The sequence below is a fragment of the Paraburkholderia sp. NPDC080076 genome, from assembly GCF_050281145.1.
Classification (GTDB): Bacteria; Pseudomonadota; Gammaproteobacteria; order Burkholderiales; family Burkholderiaceae; genus Paraburkholderia.
Genome location: NZ_JBNNWQ010000005.1, coordinates 242449 through 261289 on the forward strand (window position 1 = coordinate 242449; position 18841 = coordinate 261289).

The 18841-nt window shown below is 64.2% G+C and carries 18 protein-coding genes; 10 read left to right on the plus strand and 8 right to left on the minus strand.

Annotated elements, in window-relative coordinates; genetic code table 11:
* Nucleotides 1-124: 124 nt before the first annotated feature.
* Nucleotides 125-850 (plus strand): response regulator, encoded by a 726-nt coding sequence (locus tag ACQKRQ_RS22615; protein WP_012432166.1) that lies wholly within the window; start codon nucleotides 125-127, stop codon nucleotides 848-850.
* The gene (locus ACQKRQ_RS22620) at nucleotides 834-2150 is read left to right on the plus strand and encodes an ATP-binding protein (protein WP_427479511.1); all 1317 of its coding nucleotides are present in this window, start codon (nucleotides 834-836) and stop codon (nucleotides 2148-2150) included. Before ACQKRQ_RS22615 ends, ACQKRQ_RS22620 begins: the two co-directional genes overlap by 17 nt.
* Nucleotides 2151-2241: 91 nt before the next feature.
* Here ACQKRQ_RS22620 and ACQKRQ_RS22625 read toward each other — a convergent pair whose 3' ends face one another.
* The gene (locus tag ACQKRQ_RS22625) at nucleotides 2242-2508 is read right to left on the minus strand and encodes a hypothetical protein (protein ID WP_038458190.1); all 267 of its coding nucleotides are present in this window, start codon (nucleotides 2506-2508) and stop codon (nucleotides 2242-2244) included.
* 146 nt (nucleotides 2509-2654) lie between these two features.
* A complete protein-coding gene (locus ACQKRQ_RS22630; protein ID WP_132375531.1) occupies nucleotides 2655-4346 on the minus strand; it encodes a sensor domain-containing diguanylate cyclase in 1692 nt (563 codons plus the stop codon).
* A 712-nt stretch (nucleotides 4347-5058) separates the two neighbouring features.
* Here ACQKRQ_RS22630 and ACQKRQ_RS22635 point away from each other — a divergent pair.
* Together ACQKRQ_RS22635 and ACQKRQ_RS22640 are read left to right on the plus strand one after the other, a co-directional pair.
* Nucleotides 5059-6810, plus strand: coding sequence for an ABC transporter permease (locus ACQKRQ_RS22635; RefSeq protein ID WP_427479514.1), 1752 nt, complete (start codon nucleotides 5059-5061; stop codon nucleotides 6808-6810).
* A 19-nt stretch (nucleotides 6811-6829) separates the two neighbouring features.
* Entirely contained in the window at nucleotides 6830-8176 is a 1347-nt protein-coding gene (locus tag ACQKRQ_RS22640) for an AAA-associated domain-containing protein (protein ID WP_427479516.1), read from the plus strand.
* Between the two features lie 99 nt (nucleotides 8177-8275).
* Here the strand turns inward: ACQKRQ_RS22640 and ACQKRQ_RS22645 are convergent, their stop codons facing one another.
* The 3 genes from ACQKRQ_RS22645 to ACQKRQ_RS22655 all read right to left on the minus strand — a co-directional run bounded on the left by ACQKRQ_RS22645 (nucleotide 8276) and on the right by ACQKRQ_RS22655 (nucleotide 10834).
* The gene (locus ACQKRQ_RS22645) at nucleotides 8276-8845 is read right to left on the minus strand and encodes a hypothetical protein (protein WP_427479518.1); all 570 of its coding nucleotides are present in this window, start codon (nucleotides 8843-8845) and stop codon (nucleotides 8276-8278) included.
* Nucleotides 8842-9420 (minus strand): hypothetical protein, encoded by a 579-nt coding sequence (locus ACQKRQ_RS22650; protein WP_427479520.1) that lies wholly within the window; start codon nucleotides 9418-9420, stop codon nucleotides 8842-8844. The genes ACQKRQ_RS22645 and ACQKRQ_RS22650 overlap by 4 nt, the downstream gene beginning before the upstream one ends.
* 355 nt (nucleotides 9421-9775) lie before the next feature.
* Nucleotides 9776-10834, minus strand: coding sequence for a sigma-54 interaction domain-containing protein (locus ACQKRQ_RS22655; protein WP_132375524.1), 1059 nt, complete (start codon nucleotides 10832-10834; stop codon nucleotides 9776-9778).
* 381 nt (nucleotides 10835-11215) lie between these two features.
* On the opposite strand from ACQKRQ_RS22655, the gene ACQKRQ_RS22660 reads away from it, so the two are divergent.
* The 6 genes from ACQKRQ_RS22660 to otsA all read left to right on the plus strand — a co-directional run bounded on the left by ACQKRQ_RS22660 (nucleotide 11216) and on the right by otsA (nucleotide 15944).
* Nucleotides 11216-11533 carry a DUF883 family protein gene (locus ACQKRQ_RS22660; protein WP_132375522.1) on the plus strand — a complete coding sequence of 106 codons (318 nt, stop codon included), beginning with the start codon at nucleotides 11216-11218 and terminating at the stop codon, nucleotides 11531-11533.
* A 46-nt stretch (nucleotides 11534-11579) separates the two neighbouring features.
* Nucleotides 11580-11855, plus strand: coding sequence for a hypothetical protein (locus ACQKRQ_RS22665; RefSeq protein WP_132375520.1), 276 nt, complete (start codon nucleotides 11580-11582; stop codon nucleotides 11853-11855).
* 308 nt (nucleotides 11856-12163) lie between these two features.
* Nucleotides 12164-13564, plus strand: coding sequence for a sigma-54-dependent transcriptional regulator (locus ACQKRQ_RS22670; RefSeq protein ID WP_132375519.1), 1401 nt, complete (start codon nucleotides 12164-12166; stop codon nucleotides 13562-13564).
* Between the two features lie 105 nt (nucleotides 13565-13669).
* The gene (locus tag ACQKRQ_RS22675) at nucleotides 13670-13939 is read left to right on the plus strand and encodes a hypothetical protein (RefSeq protein WP_132375517.1); all 270 of its coding nucleotides are present in this window, start codon (nucleotides 13670-13672) and stop codon (nucleotides 13937-13939) included.
* Between the two features lie 152 nt (nucleotides 13940-14091).
* A complete protein-coding gene (locus tag ACQKRQ_RS22680) occupies nucleotides 14092-14304 on the plus strand; it encodes a hypothetical protein (protein ID WP_132375516.1) in 213 nt (70 codons plus the stop codon).
* A 212-nt stretch (nucleotides 14305-14516) separates the two neighbouring features.
* Nucleotides 14517-15944: an alpha,alpha-trehalose-phosphate synthase (UDP-forming) gene (gene otsA / locus ACQKRQ_RS22685; protein WP_132375514.1), complete on the plus strand. Its 1428-nt coding sequence runs from the start codon at nucleotides 14517-14519 to the stop codon at nucleotides 15942-15944.
* Nucleotides 15945-16097: 153 nt separating this feature from the next.
* On the opposite strand, the gene ACQKRQ_RS22690 is transcribed toward otsA, so the two are convergent.
* The 3 genes from ACQKRQ_RS22690 to ACQKRQ_RS22700 all read right to left on the minus strand — a co-directional run bounded on the left by ACQKRQ_RS22690 (nucleotide 16098) and on the right by ACQKRQ_RS22700 (nucleotide 18785).
* Nucleotides 16098-17546, minus strand: coding sequence for an MFS transporter (locus ACQKRQ_RS22690; RefSeq protein WP_427479524.1), 1449 nt, complete (start codon nucleotides 17544-17546; stop codon nucleotides 16098-16100).
* A gap of 126 nt (nucleotides 17547-17672) precedes the next feature.
* A complete protein-coding gene (locus ACQKRQ_RS22695) occupies nucleotides 17673-18176 on the minus strand; it encodes a YbhB/YbcL family Raf kinase inhibitor-like protein (protein ID WP_132375510.1) in 504 nt (167 codons plus the stop codon).
* A 162-nt stretch (nucleotides 18177-18338) separates the two neighbouring features.
* Complete coding sequence (locus ACQKRQ_RS22700) at nucleotides 18339-18785, minus strand: very short patch repair endonuclease (protein WP_427479526.1); 447 nt, start codon at nucleotides 18783-18785, stop codon at nucleotides 18339-18341.
* Between the last annotated feature and the right edge of the window lie 56 nt (nucleotides 18786-18841).

The window sequence follows — 18841 nt, forward strand, 5'->3', positions numbered from 1 at the left end:
TGTGTTACGTGGCAGGATGCGGCTGTTACGGGGGATTACGCACACCTTTCACCGTAACACCCGGTAACCCTTGGGGCCGGTTTGAAATCGAAAACCCATCCTGCTGCGCGTTAAACTTCATCCCATGGCTACTCAAATACTTGTTGTCGACGACGACGTCGAATTGCGCGATCTGCTCCGCGACTATCTGGCCCGCCAGGGCATCGAGGTTTCGGTGCTGCACGACGCGGGCTCGCTCGAGCGCAGGCTCGAACGCGAGCGCCCGGATCTGATCGTGCTCGACCTGATGATGCCGGGTGTCGACGGGCTTACGGCGCTGCGCAAGCTGCGCGCGTCGGGCGACGACATCCCCGTGATCATGCTCACGGCGCGGGCGGACGACGTCGACCGCATCGTCGGGCTGGAACTCGGCGCGGACGACTACCTCGGCAAGCCGTTCAATCCGCGCGAGTTGCTCGCGCGCGTACAGGCGGTGCTGCGCCGCCGTCGCACGCTGCCGTCGGCGGCGGCGCCGGAGCAGCGCGAGCCGTTCAATTTCGGCCGCTTCACGCTGGACTTCCAGTCGCGCACGCTGCATCTGGAAGACAAGCCGCTCACGTTGTCGGGCAGCGAATTCGCGTTGCTGAAGATTTTCGTCAATCACCCCATGCGCACGCTTACGCGCGAGCGCTTGCTCGAACTGCTGCACGGTCCGGAATACGACGGCACCGACCGCGGCATCGACGTGCAGGTCTGGCGTCTGCGCCGCATTCTCGAAACCGATCCGTCCACACCGCGCTTCATTCAGACTGTGCGCGGCCGCGGCTACGTGTTCGTGCCCGACGGCGAACAGCATGCGCCGGCCCATTGATTCGCTGTTCGGGCGGCTAGCGCTGCTAGTCGTCGCGGTACTGCTGCTGTCGCATTTCGCGTGGTACGCGCTCATGCGCCTGGAGCGCAGTCAACTGCAAACGCGCTACGCGGTCGAGGAAGCGACCTTCCTCGTCGACGCGGTGCGTCAGCACGTCGCCCGAACGCCGGATCAGCCATTGCCGTCGCGCGTCAAACTGGTCGACCCGGCGAGCCCCGAAGTGCCGCCGGAGGCCGTGGACATGCCTCCGCCGCTCGAACGCTTCGTCGAAGACGTGCGCGACCGCATGCCGTCGGGCACGCAGGTGCGCGTCGGCCTGCCAGGTCGTCCGCCCACGCTATGGGTGCGCGCCACCTCCGACCGAAGCTGGATCGTCGTACCGGTGCAGCCGTTGCGCACGCCGCGCTCGCTCGACCGCACGGTGCTGTGGCTTGCCATCATTTTCTCGTTCGCGGTGATGGCGGCGCTGTTCGCCGCGTGGGCGCTACAGCAGCCGTTGCGCTCGCTCGCCCAGGCGGTGGCGCGCTTCGGCCGCGGCTTGCCGGTGCCGCCGGTGCCGGAGCGCGGGCCGCGCGAATTGCGTCAACTCACGCACGGCTTTAATCAGATGGTCCAGGAAGTGGCGCGCACGGAAAACGACCGCGCCGTGATGCTGGCGGGTGTCGCGCACGATCTGAAAACGCCGCTCGCGCGTTTGCGGCTGCGCGCCGAAATGATGGACGAAGTGAAGATGCGCGACGGCGTGGTGCGCGATGTCGATTCCATGACGCATATCGTCGAACAGTTTCTGGTGTTCGCGCACGACGGCGCCGATCGCAGCGAAGCGGTGGAAGTGGACGCGCAGTGCGAGCGGGTGGTGCGCAGCTATCGCGCGGTAGCCTCCGGTGTGGCCACGGTGCAGACCGAACTCAATGCGGGGCCGGCGTTCCTGTTGCCCGCCGCCACGCTCGACCGGATTCTGTCGAACCTGCTCGACAACGCGCATGCCTACGGTGCGCCGCCGATCGTCGTCGCCACGGCGCGTAGCTCGCAGGGCTTCACCTTGTCGGTGAGCGACAGCGGCAGCGGTATCGCGGCCCAGGATCTGATCAACGCCAGCCGGCCTTTCGTGCGGCTCGATCCGGCGCGCGGCGGCAACGGCCATAGCGGTCTCGGGCTCGCCATTGTCGAGCGGCTGGTAAGGCGTGCGGGCGGGGAGTGGGAGATCGGCAACCACGGTGGCCGTGGTTTGCGAGTCCTGATGAGCTTTCCGTTTGAAGTGTTGCCGCGGGTCGCGGCAGCGTCGGAAAGCGCCTGGTAAGTCGTGCAGTGCGCGGTGTTGGCCTCCCGGCCCGCGCCGTGCCCCCGGGATCCGAACGCAAGGTTCGGAGGTGCGGCCGGAAACCGGCGCGCTAGTCCGAGAACAACGTATTCAGCGCATTCGCCGCGTCGCTATCCACCGTATTCCACGTCACCGTTTCGGCTTCGAAAATATAGTGCGTGGTGTATTTGCCGAGACGCGCCAGGATCTCTTCCTGAATCAGTTCCGGCGCCACCTCCAGTTTCAGATACCACGCGGTGGACGACAGGCGCGTCTGGAACGCGCCGTATTCAGCCAGCAGATGGTCGAACGCGTCAGCATCCTGATCGCGACATACGATCACCAAATTTCCCTTCATGCGAATCTCCCGTTAAAGCGGTAGCGGCAACCTCGATATCAGGGTCGATCATACCTGCTTCGTTAGGGGATGCCGGAGGGCGGGTCTTGCCTTGCATCAGCTTGCGTGTTGATTGAGACGCCGGTGTTTCGCGTCTGCCGAGCGCATCACCACACGTTGGCCACCGTGCGGGTGGGCGGTGCGGTGTCGTCGGGCGGCAAGGCTTCGGTGCGGTCGCGGCCGCCCGATTTCGCCGCGTAGAGCGCCATGTCGGCGCGGCTCATGATTCGCTCGGGCAGATCGTCGGGCGAGAGTTCGGTGATGCCGATGCTCACGCTCAAGCCCACCGAAGCGGGCAGCTTCGGCGAAGGGACCGCTTTCAGACGCAGCCGCAAGCGTTCGACGACTTCGTGGCCGCCGGCCAGATCCGTGGCCGGCAGCAGCAGGCCGAACTCTTCGCCGCCGAGCCGGCCGATCGCGTCGGCGCCGCGCAACTCGGCGCGGCAGGTGTCGACGAAATGTTCGAGCGCGCGATCGCCGGCGGCGTGGCCGAAGCGGTCGTTGATCTGCTTGAAGTGGTCGAGGTCGGCGATCGCCATGCACAGCGGTTCGTGGCCGGCATGCGCGCGTTCGATCTCATGACGCAGCAGGTCGAGAAAGTAGCGTCGCGACAGCGCGCCGGTCAGCGCGTCGTGGCGCGCCTCGGCCGACAGCAGCGTGTTGGCGGATTGCAGTTGTTCAGCGAGATCGCGCGTGGCGCGATGGTGGCGCCGCTCGCGCACATACGACACCGTGATCACCCACGCCAGCGCGACCGTGCCGGCCAGCGTCAGAAACACCAGCAAATGATCGCGCTTGTGATTGCGCAGCAGTTCCGGCCAGGCCACGAGCGGATCGACCAGATGCGCCGACAGCCCCGAGTTCAGGCCGCCGCGCGTCTGATAGAGCGACGGCATAGGCCGGTCGGACATGCCGAACAGTTGCCCGGCCACGGCTGACGGCACCCACGGCGCCTGTTCGCGCACTTGCGAATCCACGCTGATATGGATGTCGGGAATCGCGTCGCGCAGGTAGATGACCTTGCGCTCGGCGGGCGTCATTTGCGTGACGCGTGAGTTCGGCAGCGCGCGGCCTTCGAGCTCGCTGCTGTGCGCCATGATGATGACGCCGTTGTCGTCGGCGACGAAGGTCCCGGCGTGCGCGACCCAGTGGCGCAGCCGGGCGATCCCGACCTTGGCGACGACCACGCCGACCAGCAGACCGTCCGCGTATGCCGGCGCGGCGATGAAGATGCCGGGCTCGCCGCTCGCGCGGCCGACGCCATAGGCTTCGGAGAACGCGCCGAGCAGCGCGTTGGTCAGGTAGCCGCGCACGCGCATGTCGGTGCCGACGAAGGAGCGCTCGGCCGCGAGCGGATTGTTGATGGAGTTGCTCGAGGCGACGCAGACGCCGTTGGCGTTGACGAGCCAGATCTGGTCGAGCCCGGAGAAGCCTTGCGCGTCGTGCAGGAAGTTGCTCACGGCGCTCATCTGCTTGTCTTTCAGCAACGCGGCGCGCAGGACGGGTTCCGTCGCTTCGCCGTTCACGGCATAATTCTGGGATTGCACCAGAGCGCGCTGGACCACGTCCATCTCGGCCATGGTTGCGGGGATGGCGCGAGACATCGCAAGGTCGCTGGCGATCACCTCCGCCATGTTGTCCACGATCGACGCGGACATTTGCCGCTGCGCACGCAGGGCTGCGTCCAGCTCTTGCTGTACCATCCGGTCCGCAACCATGCCGGCCACGAACCAGCAAACCAGGACGATCAGCATGAAGCTGACCGGCCCGGTTGCCTGGCGCAAGGTTGTCCTGTTCATCGACTCTCTGATCCGTCTGGCTGTGACATGCAACTGGCTCTTTCGTGGCAGCGCGCTTGCGCTGTTTCGCCCCTGTGGAAGCGGTCGGCAATACGCCGTCGCTGTGGCCCGGGATGAACCGATAACAGGCGTCGTCTCCTGATTTTAACCGGCATGGGGCCAGACGCCACCGTTATTGCGGGAATGCGAAGTGCGACTGCCGCGTCCATCAGGTTATTAACGGCAGCCCGGCCGGATTCTTGATGGTCGTTCGGATTTTTCGGGTGGGCTTCTGAGCTATCGCGGCAGCCGCCGTGAGGGTCGAAGATGTGGTCGGCGCGCCACGATAAATAGTCTGAGTCGCGAACAGTGCTCGCTGGCGCGAGGGCGGCAATCTGAGGTTTTCCGCTATTTATTGCTATTTGCCGCGAAAGGTTGTGCCTGAAACATAGGATGGTGTAGTGTCGTGCCGTCCAAAACAAGGAAAGCTCGCCAGCCCTTACGGGCGGCGCCTGCGGCGACAGGAGTCTGGCTTGACGGTTGCGGTCCTGGGCGGGTTCGTCCACGGACACATTCGTCACCGGTTCACGTGTCTCCAACGCTAACGATTTACCGCGCACACGCGTTTTGCCATGCCTGATTTCCGCTTTCCGGACCGATCTTCAGACCGCCGCGCCGAAGCCGCGGCCTCCTTGCTGTTCTTGAGCGCATGGTTCGACGGGGAGGGCATCTGATGGACTTCAGCTTCAACCTGAGGCGCACCGCCAATGCTTCGGCATGGCGGGTGCTGCCCAACCGCTGGGACTTCGTCGCCTTCCCGCTGATCATCTGTGTGATCGCCATGGCGGCGATCGGCTTTCACGAGACCTTGGCGCCCATGTCGACGCTCAAGACTCAAGTCATCTCGCTCGACCCGGCGAACCTGCCTGAATATGCAATGCGCACCACGCTGCGCATGCTCGCGGCCATGGTCGCCTCGCTGACCTTCACACTCGTGTACGGCACGCTGGCGGCCAAGAGCCGCCGCGCCGGGCTCGTGCTGGTGCCGATTCTCGACATCCTGCAGTCGGTGCCGGTGCTGGGCTACATTTCGTTTACGGTCACCTTCTTTTTAGCACTGTTCCCGGGGCGCGTACTCGGTGCCGAGCTCGCGGCGATCTTCGCGATCTTCACGAGCCAGGCGTGGAACATGACGTTCAGCTTCTATCAGTCGCTGCGAACCGTGCCGCGCGATCTGGACGAAGTCTCGCGCGGTTTTCACCTGACTTCATGGCAGCGCTTCTGGAAGCTGGAAGTGCCGTTCTCGATGCCGGGCCTCATCTGGAACATGATGATGTCGATGTCGGGTGGCTGGTTCTTCGTGGTCGCCTCCGAGGCGATCACGGTCGGCAACAGAACGATCACGCTGCCGGGGATCGGCGCCTATCTCGCGCAGGCGATCTCGGACAAGAACCTGCACGCGATCGGCTGGGTGATCCTCGCGATGACGGTCGTGATTCTCGCCTACGACCAGTTCCTGTTCCGTCCGCTTGTCGCGTGGGCCGACAAGTTCCGCATGGAAACCACCAGTTCGGGCGACGCGCCGGAATCGTGGCTGCTCGATCTGATCCGCCGCACCCGCCTGATCCACCGGCTGCTGGTGCCGCTCGGCTGGATGTTCGCCAAGGCCGCGCGCGTGCCGTTGCGGCTGCCGGCGTTCCAGGGGCCGCGCTTCCAGATTCCGCAGAAGCAGAAGAGTTCGCGCGTCGGCGATATCGTGTGGGCGACGCTGGTGCTGCTGACGACCGTCTATGTGGTGTATCGCGTCGTGATCTATGTGCGCACCGGCGTGTCGCTGGATGAAGTCTGGCACGTGTTCGTGCTCGGGCTGATCACGCTGCTGCGGGTGGTGGTGCTGATCGCGATCGCCTCGGTGATCTGGGTGCCGGTGGGTGTGCTGATCGGCTTGCGCCCGGCGCTCGCCGAAAAGATCCAGCCGCTCGCGCAGTTTCTCGCCGCGTTCCCGGCCAATCTGCTGTTCCCGGTGTTCGTGATCGCGATCGTGCGCTTCCATCTGAACCCGGACATCTGGCTGTCGCCGCTGATCGTGCTCGGCACCCAGTGGTATATCCTGTTCAACGTGATCGCCGGCGCGACGTCGTATCCGAACGACTATCGCGAGGCGGCCAAGAACTTCCACATCCGCGGCTGGCAATGGTGGCGTCAGGCGATTCTGCCGGGCATTTTCCCGTACTACGTCACGGGCGCGATCACCGCGTCGGGCGGCGCGTGGAATGCGAGCATCGTCGCGGAATTCGTGCAGTGGGGCGACACCAAAGTGGCCGCGCACGGTTTGGGCGCTTACATTGCGCAGTCCACCGCCGCGGGCGACTATCCGAAGATCATCGTGGGCATTGCCGTGATGTCCCTGTTCGTGACGCTGTTCAACCGCCTGCTGTGGCGTCCGATGTACGCCTACGCCGAAGCCAAGCTCCGGCTCGATTGAGTAATAAAGGCAAAACGCGATGCAAAATCCTAAAGCTGCTATGACCGCCGCGCCGACCCAGACCCCGCCGAAGCCGCCGCGCCTCGGCGAAGAGATCCTGCTCGTCAAGGACGTGTGCCGCGGGTTCAACAAGTCGCAGGGCGAACTGCTCGTCCTCGACGACGCGAATCTGTCGCTGCGCGAAGGCGAGATCGTCGGGCTGCTTGGACGTTCGGGCTCGGGCAAGTCGACGCTGTTGCGCATCATCGCCGGTCTGATCGAGCCGACCGACGGTGAAGTCACCTACATGGGCAAGCCGCTCGACGGTCCCGCCAAGGGCGTCGCGATGGTGTTCCAGACCTTCGCGCTGTTTCCGTGGCTGACCGTGCTGCAAAACGTGGAAGCGGGTCTCGAAGCGCAAGGCGTCGGCGCGAGCGAGCGGCGCACGCGCGCGCTGGCGGCGATCGACCTGATCGGTCTGGACGGTTTCGAAAACGCCTATCCGCGCGAGTTGTCGGGCGGCATGCGCCAGCGCGTCGGCTTTGCGCGCGCGCTGGTGGTCGATCCCACGCTGCTGCTCATGGACGAGCCGTTCTCCGCGCTCGACGTGCTGACCGCCGAAACGCTGCGTACCGACCTGCTCGATCTGTGGACGCAAGGCCGCATGCCGATCAAGGCCGTGCTGATCGTCACGCACAACATCGAGGAAGCGGTGTTCATGTGCGACCGCATTCTGGTGTTGTCGTCGAATCCGGGCCGTGTGATCGCCGAGATCAAGGTGCCGTTCAAGCATCCGCGTAATCGTCTGGACCCGGCTTTCCGCCGGCTGGTGGACGATATCTACGCGAAGATGACCGCGCGTCAGACCGACGAAAAGACCAGGAAGGGTCTCGAGCTGCACAGCTGGCTGCCGCACGTGTCGACCAACCTGATGGCCGGTCTGATCGAAACGCTGGCCGCGGCGCCGTACCACGGCCGCGCCGACATGCCGGAAATCGCCCGTTCGCTGCATCTGGAGGTGGACGATCTGTTTCCTGTCGCCGAAGTGCTGCAGCACCTCGGTTTCGCCGACATACGCGAAGGCGACATTTTCCTGACGCCGCCGGCGCGCGTGTTCTCCGAGTTCGGCACCCAGGAACGCAAGATGATGTTCGCCGAGCATCTGTTGCGGCACGTGCCGCTCGCCGCGCGAATCAAGAAAGTGCTCAACGAACGGCCGGGGCATCGCGCGCCGCGCGTGCGCTTCGAGCAGGAGCTGGAGGATTTTCTGTCGGACAGCGCCGCGGAAGAAACGCTCGACGCGGTCATCAACTGGGGCCGTTATGGCGAGATCTTCTCGTACAACGATCAGACCGAAATCTTCAGTTTGGAAGACGTGGAGTCTTAAGCGCCTTCGCGTTGCGCGGTTGAGTCGTTCAAGACGCGCGAAGCCAGGTCAAAGCAAAAACGGCAGGGGAGACCCTGCCGTTTTTTCATTTCCGCGCATTTATTGCAGACTGCCCCAGCGTGCGACGGCCGGTTCCGCGGACGCCCACTTCCAGCCTTTGTCCTGCTGACACGCACTCGCCGTGTACCAGTCCTCATGCGCGTTCGGGCCATCGCCGTCCTGCACCGAGAACACGAATTCCTTGCAGAGCGCGAGGGCCGAACCGAACGCGCGCGTCACGCGCACCTGGCCGTGGCCGTTCTCGATCGGCAGCGTGTGCTTGACCGACCAGGGGCGAGTCTCGCCGACCGGCATGGCGCCCGCCAACGCGGCGATCATGTTCTGCTGATCGGTGTGCATGGTGCGCATGTAGCGGCCGACGGCTTCATCGGTGGCCGCCTGCACGGCAATGCCGATGCCGATGCCGACTGCCGGATTGGACGTGACCAGCCCGGACGCGACGCCCGCTGCCGCGCCGCTCGCCGCGCCCACCGACGAGCAGCCGCTTGTCAGCACACTTGCGCCGACGCAAAGCGCGCCGGCCAGCACGAGCCGCAACCGGTTGCCGGACCAGGCAGCGAGGCGAGGCCGGCGCACCGTGAGGCCAGCCGTATGCGAACGCGCCGTCATTGCAACGCGCCCCAACGTTCGGTGGCGGGTTCGGCCGACGCCCACTTCCAGTTGTCGCCGTCACGGCAGATCGACGCCACGTAAAACGCGCTGCTCGCCGGCACGTTCTTGGTCGCCGTCTGATCGACGGAGAAGACGATTTCCTTGCAGTCGAGCGCGCCCGCGCTGATCGTGCGGCTGACGGTGACGCGGCCGTGCTCGTCGTCTTCGATCGGCATCGAATGGGTCACGCTCCACGGCGCGATTGCGCCGACGTCCAGCGGACCGGCAATTTTCGCGATGCCGTCCTGCGTATTCTTGTGGACCACGCGCTCCGAGTACTGCACCCCGGCACGCGCCGCGGCCACCGCGCCGAGACCGATACCGGTCGCGACAGCCGCGTTGTTGGTGACCTTCGCCGCGAGCGCGGCGCCTGCGATACCGGCGCCGGCAGTGGCGCCTTCCGAATAGAGCGAGCTACAGCCGCTCAACGCCGATGAGATCGCCACAGCGAGAGCAACGAGCGCCGTCGCATTGGGACGTCCACGCCCGGCTGTTCGTTTTGCCCATTCAGCCCACACCATACTTTTTTGCATTTCCCTGTCTCTGCTCCTGCAAGTGCCTTTCGTTCGCGCTCGATATCAACTGTGCGAACGAGTAACACGCGTTCCCCACCTAGCAATGCGTGTGCCGCATTTTGCAGGATGCTATTTGTAATTGGCAGAGGGAAAATGCAAGCAATTGCAAAAGATGGTGCGAGACAAATCGGTTTCTGTTGGGCAGTGGCCGATTTTGATTGGTGGTGCGAAGGGATTTGGTTGGTCGTTCAAGTCGCGCAGCACAGGCTTTTTGCAACTGGTGGTCAGACGCCGAAGCACGCATGTGCCCGGACATTCAGGCGCCGTCGCAAGCACTCACGCGGCGTCGCCACCTGAGTGCCGCGTCGTGAAGTTATTGCTCGGGCTCGTCTTCCGCCCCTTCGTCGCCGTATGCGCTCAAGCGGTTGTACAAGGTCTTGAGACTCACGCCGAGAGCTTTGGCCGCGCGTCGTTTGTCGCCGCCGCAATATTTGAGCGTGCCGAGAATGATCTGCTTTTGCGCGTCGGCGAGCGGCGTGCCGATCCATACGCTCATCGCGTCGCCCTGCGTCATGGGTTTTTTCACGCGCGACGCGAGATGCGGATGCGGCAACTCCACGATCTTCTCCGCGAGAATGAACGCGCGATACACCGCGTTCTTCAACTCGCGCACGTTGCCTGGCCACGACCAGGTGCGCAGTGTTTCGATCGATCGTTTGCTGAAGCTTTTGCCCGTACCTTCCTGCTGATTCAGCAGCGCGAGGAAGTGCTGCGCAAGCAGTTCGCGATCGCTCTCGCGCTCGCGCAGCGGCGGCGCGCGCAGCGGGAAAACCGCGAGCCGGTACATGAGGTCTTCACGCAGTCCGTTTTCCTTGACTGCGATGGCGGGGTCGCGATTGGTCGCGGCGATCACGCGCACGTTGCCGCTGATCAGGTCATTGCCGCCGACCCGGTAGAAGGTGCCGGTTTCCAGCGCGCGCAGTAGCTTCACCTGGCGTACCGGCGCCATTTCGGTGATTTCGTCGAGGAACAGGGTGCCGCCGTTCGCATGTTCGAAGTAGCCGATGCGGCCCTGGACCGCGCCGGTGAAACTGCCCTTCTCATGGCCGAACAGTTCGGCTTCGATGAGTTCGTCGGGAATTGCGCCGCAATTCACGGCGACGAACGGTGCGTCCTTGCGGCTGCTTTGATCGTGAATCGTGCGGGCAATCAGTTCCTTGCCGGTGCCGGATTCGCCGATGATCAGCGCGGTCGCGTCGGTGCCGGCGACGCGTTCGATCTGCTGGTACAGATCCAGCATCACCGGCGACGAGCCATACAGCAGCCCGTACGATTTCAGTCCCACGATGCCGTCCGCGACGCGCTGCTTCGCCAGTGCCGAAGCATTGCCGCCAGCGGAGACGGTGGGCGAGGCCAGGTCGATTGACGCCATAAACGGGGGTCCTGTGCAAATGAGTTCGTTGTTACGGCGCGCAGGCCTGGGAATGAGATAAACCAGCGATGCCGCTATCTCTCAAAGATTGATTTAACCACTTTGACACCGTTTTCGGCAAACGATGTGAGGGCCTAAAAAATACATTTATGCACGGCCGGTCGAAACTGCCTGGCTTGGTGTTTGCTTGGCCCGCGCGGGGCAAACTTACCGGGCACGGCGTTTGCGACTTCCACCCGACACGCGTGTGCTTTTTTGGCACGACGGCCTGGCATATCGGCATGTTGCGCGACGGTGGCGATCGCCATTCGCCAATTTGCAGCGATATGCGCACTCGCCGAAACGCACACGCCAACGCCGAACTCAGACCAGGAGTGAATGATGACTTACACCACGCAACAGATTGCACTCGGCGGCCAGAAGATTGTCGAGGATCTGCGAGTGCTGCTGAAGGACTCGGAAGAAATGCTGCGGCTCGCCGCCAACGTGCCGGGAGAGGGCGTCGGCGCGCTGCGCGACAAACTCGGCACGCATGTCGAAACCCTGCAATCGGCACTCGGCGATGCGCAGCAGAACGCGCAGCGGCGTTACCGCGCGGCCACCGTCAATACCGAACGCTACGTGCGGCACAACCCGTGGCGCTCGATCGGGATTGCCGCGGGCGTCGGCTTTCTGCTCGGCGTGCTGACTGCGCGCTGAGACGCTTTCGAACACCAATCCGCTTCATGACGACAAGGAGTTCACGATGGCACGACCCAAAATCGGCATCTTCGGCGCACTGATGGCGCTCGGCGGTTTTCTGGCTGTGCGCTACGTACAGCAGCGCAACCGCGCGGCACAAGTCCCCGTGGCGCGCGAATTGAGCCGTTGGGAGAACGAGGGCGGCACGGTCGCGGCGCCGGCTGCGCCGACGGCCAATCAGGCGACCACGGCGGGCGACGCGAGCCCGAGCGCGCATGGCGCCAACGGCTCCGCTTATCCGAATGGCAATGGCGGCGCATGGCCGTTCCCGCGCAGTTGAGCGGGCTCGCCTGTACGGCATCGCCGACGCACCGCACTGACGGGGTGGCGCCCCGTACAGCTTGCTAATTTGTCTCGATAAAGCCTTATAATAGGCAAATAAACAACAATGACGCTTTGGGCGGGCGGGTTTGCCCTTGTATTGTTGCAAGATTGAATCAAGTCGTCGGCTTGGTGCGTTGCCTTAAAGTTGGTGGGTGCTCACATTAGAGCCCGCGCCAACGGCGCAGCGCCAGGTCTACGGCACGCTTTTCAGCATGCGCGTTTGCATGTTTTCCCATCCCCACGCTTGCAGGCTTTCGAGACGCGATGCCACATGTACTGATTGTCGATGACGATGCTGGTACCCGCGAGGCGCTTTCCGCCATCATCGGGGAAGACGGCCTGACCACCGCCACCGCGGGCGATTTGCGCGAAGCGCGCATTCAACTGGTCCGGCAGATGCCGGACGTCGTCTTTACGGACCTGAAGCTGCCCGACGGTAGCGGGGTCGACCTGTTCGAAGATCTGGATCCACGCTCAGGCGTGGAAGTGATCGTGATTACCGGCCATGCCACGGTGGAGTCGGCCGTCAACGCGCTGAAGATGGGCGCCACCGACTATCTGGTGAAGCCGATCAACATGCAGCGCGTGAAGGCGATCCTCTCGCGCCTGCCGCGCGCCGGCGACCTGAAGGCGGAAATCGGCACGTTGCGCGGCGAGTTGCGCCGCATGGGCCGCTTCGGCCTGATGCTGGGCAATTCGCCGGCCATGCAGGAGGTCTACGACCAGATCGGCCGTGTCGCGCCGACGGCGGCCTCGGTCATGCTGGTGGGCGAGTCCGGCACCGGCAAGGAGGTCGCCGCGCAGACGCTGCATCAACTGAGCTTGCGTCGCAAGCACGCGTTTCTTGCGGTGAACTGCGGCGCGATCTCGCCGAATCTGATCGAATCGGAAATGTTCGGCCACGAGCGCGGCTCGTTTACCGGCGCCGATCGTCAGCACAAGGGCTATTTCGAGCGAGCGAACGGCGGCACGCTGTTCCTCGACGAAATCACCGAGATGCCGATCGAGTTGCAGGTGAAGCTGTTGCGCGTGCTGGAAACCGGCATGTTCATGCGGGTCGGCACGACCAAGGAAATCGAAACCGATGTGCGCCTGATTGCGGCGACCAACCGCGATCCCGAGCAGGCCGTGCTGGAAGGCAAGCTGCGGCTCGACTTGTACCATCGGTTGAACGTGTTTCCGATCAGCCTGCCGCCGTTGCGCGACCGGGGCAAGGATGTGGAGCTGCTGGCTCAGGCGTTCCTCGACGAACTCAACGAACGTCACAGCACGAAGAAGCATTTCCCCGCGGCCGTGAAGGACATGCTTATGTCCTATCCGTGGCCGGGCAATGTGCGCGAACTGAAGAACTATGTGCAGCGCGCGCACATCATGTCCGGTTCGGATTCGGACAGCACGGCGACGGTGCCGCTACAGATCACGCTGTCGAAGCCCGCGGCCGGCACGGCGATCACGATTCCGTTCGGCACATCGCTCGCCGAAGCGGACCGTCAGTTGATCGTGGCTACGCTCGAGCAGTGCGGCGGCGTGAAGACACGGGCCGCCGAGATTCTCGGCATCAGCCTGAAGACGCTGTACAACCGTCTGGTCGAGTACGGCAACGACGCGCGTGACGACGGCGACGCCGCCGACGAATCACGCGCGCTGGGCGGCGCGGACGCTTAACGCCACCCACGCCGCTGACACGACAGGCGCCAGCCAGCCGGGGGCGCATCCGTAACGGCACAGGCCTTGCTGCGATCTGGTGGAACGCAAACGAGGATAAATAACATGCCGGACTACGCTGCCGCTCCCGCGCTTCCCCTGCCGATGCACGCTCACCGTCCCGAGCCGATCGAGCCGCCGTCACCGCCTCCGGTTGCGCCGCCGAGCCCCGGCGAGCCCGACACCGTTCCCGTTCCGAGCCCCGATCCGAGTCCGCAACCGATCGAACCCATCGAACCGGTCGCTCCGCCGATCGGCGATCCGCCGCCGCAGCCCACGCAAACGCCACAAGCCAGTCAACGTCAGACGTTACAGCCGCTACGCATGCAACTCTGACTCGTTCTGTGCGTTACACCACAGTCCGGCGCACGGAATTTATGTACTTGTTACAAAGCCGGCGCATCTTTTACCGGCAAATTACCGTCGTGACCCCTAGACTGTATGAATGCCGCAAACTTGGCGGCGGGCTTCCCCTGGAGGCGTGGATCATGAGACATCCAGCATTGCGACGTTCAGCGCGCCACTCGAAGCGCGATTCCCGGCCGGGCGGCAGCAAAGACAGCCCGCCGGCGTCGCCCGATCCGGCAGGGCAGAACCGTGTCGCGCCCGATGCGCCGCCTGACGGCGAGCACAACCAGGGCGGCGTGCGTTCGGAAGGGCTGGAATACCAGCGCGACCTCGGCTCGGAGCAGGACGCCTGAGCCGATTTGACGGCCGGTAAGAGGCCTTCCGGTTTTGTCATACAAAGCAGAAAAAAATTCTTCGCGGCGTGACAGGGCCGCGCGTTTCTGCTCGTCTGTCACATTTGCATACATTTTTATTTCCAGCGTCTCAAAAAACGGCACGCGACTTGCGTGCACCTTTTCGGCACATATCCGTATGCAACGAAACAACTGAACTAGGTGGAGCACCAATGAGCAGACTGATCGTGGTATCGAATCGTGTCGCGCCGACTCAGGAAGGCCGTCCCGCAGCGGGTGGCCTCGCTATCGGCGTGCTGGACGCGCTGAAGGAAAGCGGCGGGGTCTGGTTCGGCTGGAGCGGCGAAACGGTGAGTGAGCCGAGCGCTCCGGTGATCGAGAAACAAGGCAATGTGACGTACGCGACGGTGGGGCTCACCAAGCGCGACTATGACCAGTACTACCGCGGTTTTTCCAATGCGACGCTGTGGCCGACGTTCCACTATCGCAATGACTTGTCGCGCTACGACCGGCAGGAATACGCGGGCTATCAGCGCGTCAACGCGACGCTCGCGAAGCAGCTCAAGGAGTTGCTGAAGCCCGACGACATTATCTGGGTCCACGACTATCATCTGCTGCCGTTCGCACGCTGCCTGCGCGAACTCGGGGTGAAGAATCCGATCGGTTTCTTTCTGCACATTCCGTTTCCGGTGCCGGAAGTGCTGCGCACGATTCCGCCGCACGAAGAACTGGTCAAGGCCATGTGCAGCTACGACGTGATCGGCTTTCAGACCGACGCGGATCGCCAGTCGTTCGTCGACTTTATCGAGCGCGGCCAGCACGGCACCTCGAGCGAGGACGGCATGGTGCACGCGTACAACCGTTTCCTGAAAGTGGGCGCGTATCCGATCGGGATCTATCCGGACGCGATCGCCAAAGCCGCCGAGCAGTTCACCGACCGCAAGCCGGTGCGAAGCCTGCGCGACGGCATGCGCGGACGCAAGCTGATCATGAGCGTCGACCGCCTCGATTATTCGAAGGGTCTGGTGGAGCGCTTCCAGGCGTTCGAGCGGCTGCTGCTCAACGCACCGGGGTGGCACGGCCGCGTATCGCTGGTACAGATCGCGCCGCCGACGCGCGCGGACGTGACGACCTACCAGCGGATTCGTCAGACGCTCGAGGGCGAAGCGGGCCGCATCAACGGCCGGTTCGCGCAGCTCGACTGGACGCCGATCCAATACCTGAACCGCAAGTACGAACGCAATCTGCTGATGGCGCTGTTCCGTCAATCGCAGGTCGGCTACGTGACGCCGCTGCGCGACGGCATGAATCTCGTCGCGAAGGAATACGTGGCGTCGCAGGATCCGGCCGATCCGGGCGTGCTGGTGCTGTCGCAATTCGCCGGCGCCGCCGAACAACTGCCGGGCGCGCTGGTCGTCAACCCGTTCGATCTGTCGCAGATGGCCGAAGCGCTGGAACGCGCGCTCTCGATGCCGCTCGCCGAGCGCCAGGCGCGACACGCGGACATGATGGCGCCGATGCGCGAGAACAATCTGTCGGTCTGGCGCGATACCTTCCTTGCCGATCTGCGCAACGTCGCGACGGCATCTTCGGTGACGGCCAAAGCGGTAAAGCTCGCTGACGTGACCGCGTCGTCGTAGCCGGATCAACGGTCGCGCGGCTTGCAGTGCGGCCGCGTGTGCTGGTCACGTCTTCCGAGTAGCGTTTGCGGGTTTGGAAGAGAAGGGCGCGAATCGCGACATGCGAGGCGCGCCCTTTTTGCATTGGCGTGACCGGATACTTCAGTCGAGCGTTCAGGCCGGTTGCGCGTTGACCCGTTGCATGACGCGCGTCGTGCTGATCACCGCGGCGACCGCCGAAAAGCACGCGGCCACATAGAGCGCGATGATCGGCCCGTGTTGTGGCGCAATGCCGAAGATCAGCGCGACCAACGCCGCGCCGAGCGTCTGGCCGGTCAGACGCGCGGTGCCCAGCATGCCGCTCGCGCCGCCGCTGCGCTCGCGCGGCGCCGCGGACAGTATGGTGCGATTGTTCGGCGACTGGAAGATGCCGAAGCCGGCGCCGCACAAGGCCATGCGCCACGCGATCTGCATGGCGTCCGGATGCGCGCCGAGCGTGGCGAGCAGCAACAGCCCGGCCGTCATCGCGACAAGTCCGACGCCACCCAGCCATCCCGACGACACCTTGTCCGACAGCACGCCCGCAATCGGCGCCGCGATGATGATCACGGCGGGCCAAGGCGTCATGAGCAGCCCGGTTTCGACCTGCGACAACCCCAGCGTTTCCTGCAACATAAAGGGCAGCGACACGAAGGCGAGCATCTGCGCGCAAAACGAACAGACCGAGGTGCCGATCGAGAGCGCGAAGATGGGAATCCTGAGCAAATCGATCGGCAGCAAGGGCGCGGGCTGCGTCAACTGACGGCGCACGAAGAAATAGCCGATCACCGCCGCGCCGATCGCTTCGAGCGCGACGTAGCCGAATCCCTCGCCGTGGCCGAGTCCATCGACCGCAAAAATCAGCAGGCCGAAGACGAACGCGTTCATCACCGCGCTGAGGTAGTCGTAGGGCGATTCGTGGCCGGGGTTCATCGGCAGCGCCTTGAAGCCGCCGACGATAGCCGCGATGCCGATCGGCACGTTGATGGCGAACAGCCACGGCCACGAGGCGACGGCGAGCACGCCGGAAGCGACGGTCGGCCCGACCGCCGATGACACCGCGACCACCATTGCGTTGATCGAGATGCCACGCCCAAGCTGCGCGGGCGGATAGATCATGCGCACCAGCGCCGTGTTCACGCTCATGATGCCGGCCGCGCCGAAGCCTTGAATCACGCGAGCGAGCGCGAGAGTCGGCAGCGAAGTCGACAAGGCGCAACCGAACGACGCCACCGTGAACAGGATCAGCCCGGACAGATAGATACGCCGGTAGCCGATGCGGTCGCCGAGCGAGGCGAGCGGCAGCAGTGAGATGGTGATCGCCAACTGATAGGCGTTGACGACCCAGATCGAGCCGGCCGCGCTCGCGTGCAGGTTGCGCGCGATAGTCGGCAGCGCCACGTTGGCAATCGCGCTGTCGAGCACCGCGAGCGTGAGGGCGAGTGCGATGACCAGCATCGCCCAATAGCGCTGCGGAATCGGCAAGCCTTGTTCGGTGTTGTCGGAGAACGAGCTGTCGGGGGCGAGTGTGTCGGCCGCTTCGGCGGATATGGCGCCGTTCTTGCGCGGTGGTTGTGCGTGCATCGATTGTTGGAGTTGTAGTGGGGTGGCTCGCCGCGTGCGCGTGCCGCGTGCCGACCTGAGAGAACAGGCAGCCGCGGCGGCGGTGGCCGGCGCTGCTTGCGCGCGCCGGCCACCGCGTCTCTCGCGTTATTTGAGTTCGTACAAGCCGGTGTGAGTGGTCGAGTCGAGTTCGTTCAGATGCGTCATGAAGCGCGCCACCGCGTTGGTGGTGTCCGCGTTGATCGGCAGATGCGGCACGCGCAGCGCATGCAGACGGAAAATGTAGCGATGCGCCTTGTCGCCGCGCGGCGGCGCGGCGCCGCCGAAGCCGACCGTGCCGTAGTCGTTGCGCACCTGCAGCGCGCCTTGCGGCAGCAACGAGCCATCCGCCTTGCCGGCGTTGCGTGGCAGCGAACGGGCGTCACCCGGAATGTTCACGACGACCCAGTGCCAGAAGCCGCTGCCGGTGGGCGCGTCGGGATCGTGAACGGTGAGCGCGAAGCTTTGCGTGTCGGGCGGCGGCGCCTCCCATTGCAACGCGGGCGAGATGTTCTCGCCGTCCACGCCGAAGGCCTTGTCGTGGTATTCGTGGGCTTTCGGCATGAAGCCGTTGGTGGGAAATTCGTCGGACCAGAGACGGAAATCTGCCATGATGTGCCTCCCTTCTTGAGTGGTTCTGGGATGGTCGGGGCGTGCGGTTTTGCAACCGGTTTGCAGGGCAGGGCGCCGCGCGGAAGTACCCCGAGTTAGCCAGTCGAGTGTATCACCAGCAGCCTTCGAATTCGTGGCAGGCGGCGAGGCTACAGGCGGCTTTCAGCCGCGTTCCTCGCAGCTCGGCGCATCGCTCTTCAGCCACTCGACGAGCCGCTGCAAGACACCCTCGATATCGCGATTGGCGCCGCGCAAAGCGCATTCCCATACCACCGCGACGCGCCAGCCGTTGGCGAGCAGCGCCGCGTGAACCTTGTCGTCGTTGCTGCGATTGCGTCCGATCTTGTCGCGCCAGAACTCCGGCCGCGTTTGCGGCCATTTGAAAAGATGACAGTCGTGGCCGTGCCAGAAACAGCCGTGCACCAGCACGACAGCGCGGTAGCGCGGCAAGACGATGTCCGGGCGTCCCGGCAGATCGCGCGCATCCAGACGGAAGCGAAAGCCCTGCCGGTGCAGCAGGCTGCGGATCAGGATTTCCGGTTTGGTATTGCGGCCGCGGATGCCGGACATCATCCGGCTGCGCGTCGCGCTGTCGACGATATCGACCATCTTTAGCGCTTAGCTAGTGTTTCGAAGGTTTCGACACGCCGGCCACCGACACAAGC